The organism is Allobosea sp. LC85 (genome assembly GCF_000735605.1).
In the GTDB taxonomy this organism is placed as follows: domain Bacteria; phylum Pseudomonadota; class Alphaproteobacteria; order Rhizobiales; family Beijerinckiaceae; genus Allobosea.
Map to the genome: position 1 here is coordinate 16,211 of NZ_JPKG01000053.1, position 10,473 is coordinate 26,683.

The 10,473-nt window shown below is 65.8% G+C and carries 11 protein-coding genes; 10 read left to right on the plus strand and 1 reads right to left on the minus strand.

Translation table 11 applies throughout. From position 1 onward, the window contains the following. Window positions 1-4: 4 nt before the first annotated feature. Entirely contained in the window at window positions 5-592 is a 588-nt protein-coding gene (gene hisB / locus FG93_RS23125; protein WP_043239056.1) for an imidazoleglycerol-phosphate dehydratase HisB, read from the minus strand. 245 nt (window positions 593-837) lie between these two features. Here hisB and hslV point away from each other — a divergent pair, with 245 nt between their 5' ends. The 10 genes from hslV to miaB all read left to right on the plus strand — a co-directional run bounded on the left by hslV (window position 838) and on the right by miaB (window position 10,301). After that, window positions 838-1,410, plus strand: coding sequence for an ATP-dependent protease subunit HslV (gene hslV / locus FG93_RS23130; RefSeq protein ID WP_244448706.1), 573 nt, complete (start codon window positions 838-840; stop codon window positions 1,408-1,410). Window positions 1,411-1,439: 29 nt separating this feature from the next. Then, window positions 1,440-2,747, plus strand: coding sequence for an ATP-dependent protease ATPase subunit HslU (gene hslU, locus FG93_RS23135; protein ID WP_043239061.1), 1,308 nt, complete (start codon window positions 1,440-1,442; stop codon window positions 2,745-2,747). Further along, window positions 2,747-4,339, plus strand: coding sequence for a murein biosynthesis integral membrane protein MurJ (murJ, locus tag FG93_RS23140; protein ID WP_280114156.1), 1,593 nt, complete (start codon window positions 2,747-2,749; stop codon window positions 4,337-4,339). The genes hslU and murJ overlap by 1 nt, the downstream gene beginning before the upstream one ends. 27 nt (window positions 4,340-4,366) lie before the next feature. After that, window positions 4,367-5,416, plus strand: coding sequence for a tryptophan--tRNA ligase (gene trpS / locus FG93_RS23145; RefSeq protein WP_043239171.1), 1,050 nt, complete (start codon window positions 4,367-4,369; stop codon window positions 5,414-5,416). A 74-nt stretch (window positions 5,417-5,490) separates the two neighbouring features. Continuing rightward, the gene (locus FG93_RS23150) at window positions 5,491-5,985 is read left to right on the plus strand and encodes a universal stress protein (protein ID WP_043239063.1); all 495 of its coding nucleotides are present in this window, start codon (window positions 5,491-5,493) and stop codon (window positions 5,983-5,985) included. A gap of 95 nt (window positions 5,986-6,080) precedes the next feature. Continuing rightward, window positions 6,081-6,641: a NifU family protein gene (locus FG93_RS23155; protein WP_043239066.1), complete on the plus strand. Its 561-nt coding sequence runs from the start codon at window positions 6,081-6,083 to the stop codon at window positions 6,639-6,641. A gap of 63 nt (window positions 6,642-6,704) precedes the next feature. Then, the gene (gene tsaB, locus FG93_RS23160; RefSeq protein ID WP_043239068.1) at window positions 6,705-7,388 is read left to right on the plus strand and encodes a tRNA (adenosine(37)-N6)-threonylcarbamoyltransferase complex dimerization subunit type 1 TsaB; all 684 of its coding nucleotides are present in this window, start codon (window positions 6,705-6,707) and stop codon (window positions 7,386-7,388) included. Between the two features lie 52 nt (window positions 7,389-7,440). Beyond that, window positions 7,441-7,938 (plus strand): GNAT family N-acetyltransferase, encoded by a 498-nt coding sequence (locus tag FG93_RS23165; RefSeq protein ID WP_043239071.1) that lies wholly within the window; start codon window positions 7,441-7,443, stop codon window positions 7,936-7,938. 85 nt (window positions 7,939-8,023) lie between these two features. Beyond that, on the plus strand, window positions 8,024-8,830 hold the full coding sequence (locus FG93_RS23170; RefSeq protein WP_043239074.1) for a 1-acyl-sn-glycerol-3-phosphate acyltransferase: 807 nt from the start codon (window positions 8,024-8,026) through the stop codon (window positions 8,828-8,830). Window positions 8,831-8,945: 115 nt separating this feature from the next. Further along, complete coding sequence (miaB, locus tag FG93_RS23175) at window positions 8,946-10,301, plus strand: tRNA (N6-isopentenyl adenosine(37)-C2)-methylthiotransferase MiaB (protein ID WP_043239075.1); 1,356 nt, start codon at window positions 8,946-8,948, stop codon at window positions 10,299-10,301. Window positions 10,302-10,473: the final 172 nt, after the last annotated feature.

Here is a 10,473-nt window from a genome sequence, read left to right on the forward strand (position 1 = left end):
CCCCTTATAGCGCGCCCTTGGTGGACGGCACCCGGCCGCCTTCCCGCGGATCGACCTCGAGTGCGTGGCGCAGCGCCCGCGCCAACCCCTTGAAGCAGCTCTCGGCGATATGATGCGCGTTGTCGCCGTAGAGTGTCTCGACATGCAGGGTCAGGCCCGCATTGATCGCAAAGGCCTGGAAGAACTCGCGCACCAGCTCGGTATCGAACGTGCCGATCTTCTCGGCCTTGAAGCTCGTGCGGAATACCAGGAACGGCCGACCGGAGACATCGACGGCGACGCGGGTCAGCGTCTCATCCATCGGCAGATGCACGTCGGCATAGCGGCGGATGCCCTTCTTGTCGCCGAGCGCCTGTTTCAGCGCCTCGCCAAGTGCGATGCCCGCATCCTCAACCGTGTGGTGATCATCGATATGGGTGTCGCCTTTCACCGTGACCGCAAGATCGATCAGCGAATGGCGGGCAAAGAGATCGAGCATATGGTCGAAGAAGCCGACGCCTGTCGCGATCTCGGCCTTGCCCGTGCCGTCGAGCGAGAGCTTGACCGAGATATCGGTTTCATTGGTGCGGCGCTTCACTTCGCCCGAACGCATTTGAAAAGCCCTTGTGACCTTGCTGGCCGGTGCTTTAGCGCGCCTTCCGCTCGACTGAAATCAGTCGAGCGACAAGAATTCGCGCCAAAGTGGCTGCTAGAGCATGTTCTCGTCGCAAAAGTGCATCCCACTTTTGCGACGAGAACATGCTCTAGCAGCGCGTTGACGCTCACGCCACCCGGCCGATTGTGCAGCGCCCGAAAAGCCCTACATCTGGCGGACGGACAGAAACACCGGAAGACGTTTTGATGGATAACGACAACAAGGCCCCCGTGATGCACGCCACCACAATCCTGATGGTCCGCAAGGGCGGGCGGGTCGTGATCGGCGGCGACGGACAGGTCTCGCTCGGCCAGACGATCATGAAGGGCAACGCCAAGAAGGTGCGCCGTCTCGCCAAGGGCGCGGTGATCGCCGGCTTCGCGGGCGCGACCGCCGATGCCTTCACCCTGTTCGAACGGCTGGAGACCAAACTCGAGCAGTACCCGACGCAATTGCTGCGCGCCTGCGTCGAGCTTGCCAAGGACTGGCGCACCGACCGCTATCTGCGCCGGCTGGAGGCGATGCTGCTGGTCGCCGACAAGGACGTCAGCCTGTTGATCTCCGGCACGGGCGACGTATTGGAGCCGGAAGCGAGCGAGCACGGCTCGGTGATGGCCATCGGCTCCGGCGGCAATTTCGCTCTGGCTGCGGCGCGCGCGCTGGTCGATGTCGAGCCGGATGCCGAGTCGATCGTGCGCAAATCGATGAAGATCGCCGGAGACATCTGCGTCTACACCAACCACAGCCTCGTCATCGAGAGCCTCGACATCGCCTGATGTCCGCTGACGCCCAATCGGAAGTATCCATGACCTCTTTTTCCCCCCGCGAGATCGTTTCCGAGCTCGACCGCTTCATCGTCGGCCAGAAGGACGCCAAGCGCGCCGTCGCCATCGCACTGCGCAACCGCTGGCGCCGTCAGCAGCTCGAGGGGCCGCTGCGCGAAGAGGTTGCGCCCAAGAACATTCTGATGATCGGACCGACCGGCTGCGGCAAGACCGAGATCGCGCGCCGGCTGGCGCGCCTCGCCAATGCGCCCTTCCTCAAGGTCGAGGCGACCAAGTTCACGGAGGTCGGCTATGTCGGCCGCGACGTCGAATCGATCATTCGCGATCTCGTCGAGATCGGCATCAGCCTGGTCCGCGAAGCGCGGCGCAAGGATGTCCAGGCCAAGGCGCATCTTGCCGCCGAGGAGCGCGTGCTCGACGCGCTGGTGGGGTCGACGGCAAGCCAGGCGACCCGCGATTCCTTCCGTCGCAAGCTGCGTGCGAACGAACTCGACGAGAAGGAAATCGAGGTCGAGATCGCCTCTGGCGCCAGCTCGACCCCGATGTTCGAACTGCCCGGCATGCCCGGCGCCTCGATCGGCGCGATCTCGCTCGGCGACATGTTCGGCAAGGCTTTCGGCCAGAAGGGCAAGCCGCGGCGCGTCCTCGTCAAGGATGCCTATGGTCCGCTGATCGCCGACGAGAGCGACAAGCTGATCGACCAGGACGCGATCGTCCAGGATGCCATCCGCGAGGTCGAGAACAACGGCATCGTCTTCCTCGACGAGATCGACAAGATCTGCGCCCGTGAGGGCCGGGCCGGCGCCGATGTCTCGCGGGAAGGCGTGCAGCGCGACCTGCTGCCGCTGATCGAGGGCACCACGGTTGCAACCAAGCACGGGCCGGTGAAGAGCGACCACATCCTGTTCATCGCATCGGGCGCCTTCCATGTTTCGCGCCCGTCCGACCTGCTGCCCGAGTTGCAGGGGCGCCTGCCGATCCGCGTCGAATTGCAGCCGCTCGATGTCGAGGATTTCAAGCGCATCCTGACCGAGACCGAGGCGAGCCTGATCAAGCAGACGGTCGCGCTGATGGCGACGGAGGAGGTCACGGTCGACTTCACCCTGGACGCGATCGACGCCATTGCCCGCATCGCCGTGGCGGTGAACTCCACGGTCGAGAATATCGGCGCGCGCCGGCTCCAGACCGTGATCGAGCGGATTCTGGACGAGATCTCCTTCACGGCCACGGACCGCTCGGGCGAGTCCGTGACGATCGACGCGCCTTACGTCGAAGCCCGGATCGGCGATCTCGCCAAGAATGCGGATCTGAGCCGGTTCATCCTATGATGCAGCCGCCGGCGGAGCCAAGTCCGTCCGGGTCGCGCCTTGCGCGTGATTCGGCAGTGGTCGGCGCTGCCACAATGCTGTCGCGCCTGCTCGGCTTCGCCCGAGATGTGCTGATCGCGCGACTGCTCGGTGCCGGCCCGGTCGCTGATGCCTTCCTGGCAGCCCTGCGCCTGCCCAATCTGGTCCGGCGCGTGCTCGGCGAAGGCGGGCTGAACGCACCCTTCGTACCGCTCTATCTCGACATCAAGGGTTCGCGCGGCGAAGCGGCGGCACGTCGCTTCGCCGGAGAGGCTACGGCGCATCTCGGCCTGCTGCTGCTGGTCCTGATCGCATTCGGCGAGATTTTCACGCCCTGGCTGGTGCTGGGGCTGGTCAGTGGCTTTGCGAACGAGCCCGAAACGCTTGCGCTGGCCACCCAGTATACCCGGCTGATGCTGCCCTTCCTGCTGCTGACGACGCTCGCGGCGTTGCTGGCGGCGCTGCTCAATGCCGAGCGCCGGTTCACGACGGCGGCTCTCGCGCCAGCATTGATGAACGCCGTCCTGCTCGGCGTGCTGCTGATCCAGCTCTCGCGAGGCGCGGAAGCCATGGCGAGTGCGAGCCTGCTCGCGATATTCGTCAGCCTGACCGGGTTCACCCATCTCGGCCTGATCCTGCTCCGATTGCGCAAGATCGGGCTGCCGCGCCTCAGCCTGCGCTGGTCGCCTGACATGAGCCGCCTCGTGCGCACCGGCGGTGCGACCCTGCTGGCGGCATCGAGTGCGCAGCTTGTCCTGCTCGTCGCGATGCAGATCGCCTCGACAGAAGGCGGAGCGGTCGCGGCGCTCTATTACGCCGACCGCATCTTCCAGCTGCCGCTTGGCTTCGTCGGAGTCGCGATGGGCACCGTCGTGCTCTCCGAAATGGCGGCGAGCCGTGAGAACGCGCAGGACGATGCCATGCTCGGTCGCGCGCTGGCGCTCGGGCTCGCGCTTGCCGTCCCTGCGGCAGTCGCGTTGGCCACGCTGGCCGAGCCGATCGTATCGGTGCTGTTCGAGCATGGCCGTTTCGGCGCCGAGGATCGGGCGCGCACGGCGGCGGCACTGGCAGCCTTTGCCCTCGGTCTTCCGTTCGCGGTGATGGCAAAGGTCTTCGGTCAGGTCTATTTCGTCCGGCGCATGCCACGTATCCCGCTGCTTGCCGGGATAGCTGCCGTCCTGGTGGCCGCTTGTTCCGGCTATGGCGCCGCGCGCGGCCAGGATGCTGCGACCGTCGCTGCGCTCGCAGCAAGCCTTGCCTTTGTTGCCCAGGCGGTTCTGCTGTCGCTCGATCTGCGACGCCAAGGCCTGTGGCAGCCGAGCCTTGCAAGCCTGCGGCCGATCATCGCCATAATGGGCGCCAGCGCCATCATGCTGGGCGCGCTCCTCCAGCTTCTGCCGGCGCTGACGGCCTCGCTCGCCCCAGGCGAGCCCATGCTGTTGCGCATCACCGCGCTGGTCGCGCTCTGTTTCGGCGGCCTTGCGGCCTATGGCCTTACTGGGGCCCTCTTCGGCGCTTTCGACCTGCCGCACTTGCGCCTTGCCCGCGCTTCCGCCAGAACGCCGCGTTCCTGATACCCGCTCGCGACCATGGAGCGCCTGATGGCCGAATTTTCCCAGCGCGTCTTTTCCGGCATGCAGCCGACCTCGACGCTTCACCTCGGCAATTATCTCGGCGCGCTCACGAACTGGGTCGCGATGCAGGAGAGCTATGACTGCGTCTATTGCGTCGTCGACATGCACGCCATCACTGTCTGGCAGGACCCTGCCGAGCTGACGCGCGCCATCCGCGAGGTCACGGCGGCCTATCTCGCCGCCGGCGTCGACCCGAAGAAGAGCATCATCTTCAACCAGAGCCAGGTCGCTCAGCACGCCGAGCTCGCCTGGGTGTTCAACTGCGTTGCCCGCCTCGGCTGGCTCAATCGCATGACCCAGTTCAAGGAGAAGGCCGGCAAGGACCGCGAGAACGCCTCGGTCGGGCTCTACGCCTATCCGAATCTGATGGCAGCCGACATCCTGCTCTACAAGGCAACGCATGTGCCGGTCGGCGAGGACCAGAAGCAGCATCTCGAGCTGGCGCGCGATATCGCGCAGAAATTCAACAATGACTTCGCCGAGCAGATCGCAGCTCGCAGCGTCGGCACGGGCGAGCTCGGCTTCTTCCCGCTGCCCGAGCCGATGATCCAGGGCCCGGCCCCGCGCGTGATGAGCCTGCGCGACGGCACCAAGAAGATGTCCAAATCGGACGCATCCGACTATTCCCGAATCAACCTGACCGACGACGCCGAGACCATCGCGCAGAAGGTGCGCAAGGCGAAGACGGATCCCGAGGCTTTGCCGTCCGAGGAGAAGGGGCTTGAAGGCCGGCCCGAGGCCGAGAATCTCGTCGGCATCTATGCCGGCCTGAGCGGCGAAAGCAGGGCGCAGGTGCTCGGACAGTTTGGCGGGGGACAGTTCTCTGCCTTCAAGACCGCGCTTGTCGATCTCGCCGTGGCCAAGCTCGCGCCGATCGCCGGCGAGATGCGCCGTCTGCTCGCTGAGCCCTCGCATATCGACGGTATTCTCGGGCAAGGCGCCGAGCGGGCAGCAGAGATTGCCGCCCCGATCATGCGCGACGTCAAGGACGTGGTCGGCTTCGTCCGCGCCCGGTGACGTGCCTGGGCTTGCGCTGACGTTGCGGCGCAGGCCACCATGGTCTCTCCGGAAGCGGCGGCAGGTTTGAATCAATGGTGACGCGACGGCGGTCCTATGAAACGGGCCATCGCCCGAAATTCCTCGCAGTGGTCGACGATAGCGAAGAATGCGCCAAGGCCGTGCGCTTCGCCGCGCGGCGTTGCGCGCGCATCGGCGCCTCGATCGTGCTGCTCGGCGTCATCACCCCGCCAGAGCACGAGACCTGGCTGGGTGTCGGCGAGGTGATGCAGGCCGAGGCTGAAGCGGAAGCCGAAAAGCTGCTGGACGACGCTGCGGCGACCGTGCGCGCGCTCGCCGGGCTCGAGCCCGAGAAGGTTGTCCGCACCGGCGTGAAGTCGGACGAACTCGTCAAGCTGATCGAGGCCGACGAGGACATCTCGCTGCTGGTGCTCGCCGCCGGCACCGGCCGCGATGGTCCCGGCCCGCTGGTCAGCGCGCTTGCCGGCAAATCGGCCGGCACCTTCCCGATCCCGGTTGCAATCGTGCCCGGCCATCTCGAGGATGAAGAGATCGATGCGCTGGCCTGAGCCGCAAGGCTGGGTTGGCGCTGGAATGATTCCAGCAACGCGCCTATATCGGGCTCAGGAACGGCGGCCTTGACCCGCTGGCACCGGAGGCCACCATGTTCATCCAGACTGAAGCCACGCCGAATCCGGCGACATTGAAATTCCTGCCCGGACGCACCGTCATGCCGGACGGCACCTTGGATTTGCGCGACGCCGAGCAGGCCGACCGCTCGCCGCTGGCCTCGCGCCTCTTCGCCGTCTCCGGCGTCTCCGGCGTCTTCCTCGGTTCCGATTTCATCACGGTTACCAAGTCGGGCGGCGAATGGCCGCATCTCAAGCCCGCGATCCTCGGCGCGATCATGGAGCACTTCATGTCGGGCGCGCCGGTCCTCTCGGACGGTTCGAAGGCCGATGTCACGGATGAAGGCGAATTCTTCGCGCCGGAGGACGCCGCGACGGTCGAGACGATCAAGGACCTGCTGGAGACGCGCATCCGTCCGGCGGTTGCCGGCGACGGCGGAGACATCACCTTCCGCGGGTTCAAGGACGGCGTCGTCTATCTTGCGATGAAGGGTTCGTGCTCGGGCTGCCCGTCCTCGACCGCAACGCTGAAGCACGGCATCCAGAATCTGCTGCGCCACTTCCTTCCGGATGTGCGCGAAGTCGAGGCCGTCTGACATCATTCGCCTGGGCATGATCTTGTCCGAACGCCGTTTTGCATTCCTCGGGATCGTGACCTGATGCGCATTCTCGCCATCGACACCGCGCTTGGCGCGTGCTCCGCCTGCGTCCTCGACATGGGCGAAACCACGCCCCTCGCACGCGAACAGGTTGCGATGGATCGTGGTCATGCCGAGGCATTGATGCCGCTGATCGAGCGGGTGATGAACGCCGTCGAAGGCGGGTTCTCCTCGCTTGACCGCGTTGCCGTCACCATTGGGCCTGGCAGTTACACCGGCCTTCGCGTCGGTATCAGCGCCGCTCGCGCCATCGCGCTGGCCGCGGGGATTCCCGCCGTTGGCGTCACGACGCTGGCGGCAACCGCCGCGCCACTCATCGGAAAGGAGTCGGGCCGAGTCATCGCCGCCGCGCTCGACGCCAAGCATGGCCAGGTCTGGTTCCAGGCGCTGAGCTCACAGGGCAAGCAGCTCGTTTCGATACGGCAGGTCAATTATCGGGACGCTGCGCGCGCGATCGGTGCCGGCCCGGTGAGTCTCGTCGGCTCCTCCGCGCTCGCCGTTGCGAATGAGGCCTGGGCGATCGGGCTCGACGCGCTGGTCATCGACGATGCCAAGGCTCCGGATGTGACCTGGATCGCCCGACTCGGGCTTCTCGCCGATCCTGCCGCCGCGCCGCCGCGCCCGCTCTATCTCAAGGAGCCGGAGACGACACCGCAGGATCGCGCCCGCTTGCCGCGGCGCTGACGGCATCCGTTTCGACCTTTTGCCGGCTCCCGGGAACATGCGATCAAGCGGCATGGATTGGCTGCGTAAACTTCTGCACCCTCACGCTGCGCCGGCGCGGACAGCGCGCCTCGATGTGCGTCATGCCCGCCATGTTGCGGCACTTCATCATCTCGGCGGCTTTGCCCGTGGTTGGGAGCCCGGTGAATGCGCGGGGCTTCTGGTGGATGGCGCCGTCGTCGCCGACGGCGTGTTCGCCGGCAATGAGCCCAATCCCGCCGGCTTCGTGATGTCGCGGCGGGCGGTGGACGAGGCCGAGATCCTGAGCATCGTCGTCTCGCCCCGGCAGCGCGGCAGCGGCCTGGGTCGCGCATTGCTTTCGGCCCATCTCAGCCAACTTGCCGGCATGGGCATCGCCCATGTCTATCTCGAGGTCGAGGACGGCAACGCTGCTGCCGACCGGCTCTACCGGCATTTCGGCTTTCGCGAGGTTGGGCGGCGCAAGGGCTACTATCCCAAGGCCGACGGCACGCGCGCCACCGCTGTCACCATGCGACTCGATCTCGCGTGACAGTGACAGCCACCTAGTCCATGAAGCGCACCGGATTTCTGTCCTTCACTCTTTCGCGATCCGCGCGACGGGAGCCACGCCCCGCATGAATGGTCTACGCCCCGGCGCGATCCTGCGGCTCGTCCTGCTTGGTCTCGGCACCGCCGCGCTTGTTCCTGCGCAGCTCGTCGCATTGCGCCTTGGGCCACGACATGGCTGGACCCTGCCGCTGTGGTTTCATCGGCTGGCCTGCACCTGCCTCGGCGTCCGACGTCGTGTCCGCGGTACCCCGCCGCCCGAGGGCGCAGGCGGACTGATCGTCGCGAACCATGTCTCCTGGCTCGACATTCCGGTGATCGGCGCCGCGCAACCGCTTTCCTTTGTTGCCAAGGCCGAAGTTGCGACCTGGCCCGTGATTGGTTTCCTGGCCTCGGTGCAGCGTACGCTGTTCATCGACCGCACGCGCAGGACCGCGACTGCCGGCATCACCGCAGAGATGGGAAAGCGAATATCCGACGGGCAGGCTGTCGTGCTCTTTGCCGAAGGCACCACGGGCGACGGCACGAGAACGCTGCCGCTACGCTCCTCCTTGCTCGGCGCTGTTCACGAAGCGCTCGGCCACAACGACAACAACGGCGACATCACCGTCTATCCGCTTTCGATCACCTATACCGGCTTTCACGGGATGGCGGGCGGACGCGTCGAGCGTTCGTCGCTGGCTTGGTATGGCGATACGGAACTCGCACCCCATCTTAAAGCCATGCTCAATGCCGGTGCGATCGATGTCGAACTCGCATGGGGCGAGCCGATCCGGATGGGCCACGAGACTTCGCGGAAGGTCGCGACCCGGCGGGCGGAGCGGGCAATCCGGCGCGCTCGCCGCGAGGCGGTAACGGGACGGCCGGTTTCGTGAAGGTCATTGCGCGTATTGGCGCGGATGTTGCTTTGTGAAGGACGCATAGCGCGAGGTCATTTTCACGGCGCACGATCCAGAGTAAGGAGACGGTTTGGAGACCCGATCCGAAACGATGAAGAAAGTCCACATCAAGTCCTTCGGCTGCCAGATGAACGTCTATGACGGGCAGCGCATGGCCGACATCCTGGCGGCGCAGGGCTACGAGGAGACGGCGGCGCCGGAAGGCGCGGACCTCATCCTGCTCAACACCTGTCATATCCGCGAGCGCGCGGTGCAAAAGGTCTATACCGAGCTCGGCAAGCTGCGCGACCTGAAGAATGGCCAGAACGCCGCCGGCCAGGAGACGAGAATCGTCGTCGCCGGCTGCGTCGCCCAGGCTGAAGGCGCGGAAATCCAACGCCGGCAGCCCGCCGTGGACCTCGTCGTCGGCCCGCAAGCCTATCACCGGCTGCCGGAGCTGCTGGCGGAGGCGAAGCGCAAGCGCGTCGTCGACACGGACCTGCCGATCGACGACAAGTTTGGCTTTCTGCCCGCGCCAAAACCTGCGGCCATCCGGGGCCGCGGCATCTCCGCCTTCGTCACCATCCAGGAAGGCTGCGACAAGTTCTGCGCGTTCTGCGTCGTGCCCTATACGCGCGGCGCCGAGTTTTCGCGGCCGGTCACGGCACTCGTGAGCGAGATCGAGCGGCTGGCGGATGCCGGCGTGCGCGACGTCACGCTGATCGGCCAGAACGTCAATGCCTATCATGGCGAAGGCCCTGACGGACAGATCTGGGGCCTGGCGCGGTTGATGCATCGCGTCGCCGAGATCGCAGGCATCGCCCGCATTCGCTATACGACAAGCCACCCGCGCGACATGGATGACGAGCTGATCGCCGCCCATCGCGACCTGCCGCAGGTGATGCCGTTCCTGCATCTGCCGGTGCAGGCCGGCTCGGACCGCATCCTTGCAGCCATGAACCGCAAGCACACCGCGGATGAGTATCGCCGGCTGATCGAGCGCGTGCGCAAGGCGCGGCCCGATATCGCGCTGTCCTCCGACTTCATCGTCGGCTTCCCCGGTGAGACTGAAGCGGATTTCGCGGAGACGCTGCGGCTGGTCGAGGATATCGGCTTCGCTTCGAGCTACACCTTCAAATATTCGCCCCGTCCGGGCACGCCCGCGGCCGAGCTGGACCACCAGATCGCTCCGGAGGAGATGAGCGAGCGCCTGCTGCGCCTGCAGGAGCGCGTCGAGCATCACCGCCAGGCTTTCAACCACGCCATGGTCGGCCGCACCGTCGATGTCCTGTTGGAACGTGCCGGACGCCACCCCGGACAGCTTGCAGGGAAATCGCCATACCTTCAGGCTGTGCAGATCGACACCAAGGCGAATCAGATCGGCGACATGGTGAAGGTGCTGATCGAACGGGCTGGCTCCAATTCGCTGTTCGGCCGAGAGGCCGGGCCAGAGGAGCTCGCCGCGTGAGCGCCAGATCACCAAGCCCAGCTTTCGTGCCAGCTCTCAATGCCTGTCATCAGGATGAGATCGACGCGTCCGGATATGCCGAAGGACTACCCGGCCTCACGCCCCTGTTCGGCCGGGCACGCGCGCCAGGGAGACGACTCTATTGGCACAGACTGACCAGGTGACCCCGAGA

What these genes read in the sequence shown, in the direction of transcription:
- hisB (WP_043239056.1), bottom strand. Translation starts at nt 592, where the DNA reads ATGCGTTCGGGCGAAGTGAAGCGCCGCACCAATGAAACCGATATCTCG.
- hslU (WP_043239061.1), top strand. Translation starts at nt 1,440, where the DNA reads ATGACCTCTTTTTCCCCCCGCGAGATCGTTTCCGAGCTCGACCGCTTC.
- murJ (WP_280114156.1), top strand. Translation starts at nt 2,747, where the DNA reads ATGCAGCCGCCGGCGGAGCCAAGTCCGTCCGGGTCGCGCCTTGCGCGT.
- trpS (WP_043239171.1), top strand. Translation starts at nt 4,367, where the DNA reads ATGGCCGAATTTTCCCAGCGCGTCTTTTCCGGCATGCAGCCGACCTCG.
- FG93_RS23150 (WP_043239063.1), top strand. Translation starts at nt 5,491, where the DNA reads ATGGTGACGCGACGGCGGTCCTATGAAACGGGCCATCGCCCGAAATTC.
- FG93_RS23155 (WP_043239066.1), top strand. Translation starts at nt 6,081, where the DNA reads ATGTTCATCCAGACTGAAGCCACGCCGAATCCGGCGACATTGAAATTC.
- tsaB (WP_043239068.1), top strand. Translation starts at nt 6,705, where the DNA reads ATGCGCATTCTCGCCATCGACACCGCGCTTGGCGCGTGCTCCGCCTGC.
- FG93_RS23165 (WP_043239071.1), top strand. Translation starts at nt 7,441, where the DNA reads ATGGATTGGCTGCGTAAACTTCTGCACCCTCACGCTGCGCCGGCGCGG.
- FG93_RS23170 (WP_043239074.1), top strand. Translation starts at nt 8,024, where the DNA reads ATGAATGGTCTACGCCCCGGCGCGATCCTGCGGCTCGTCCTGCTTGGT.
- miaB (WP_043239075.1), top strand. Translation starts at nt 8,946, where the DNA reads ATGAAGAAAGTCCACATCAAGTCCTTCGGCTGCCAGATGAACGTCTAT.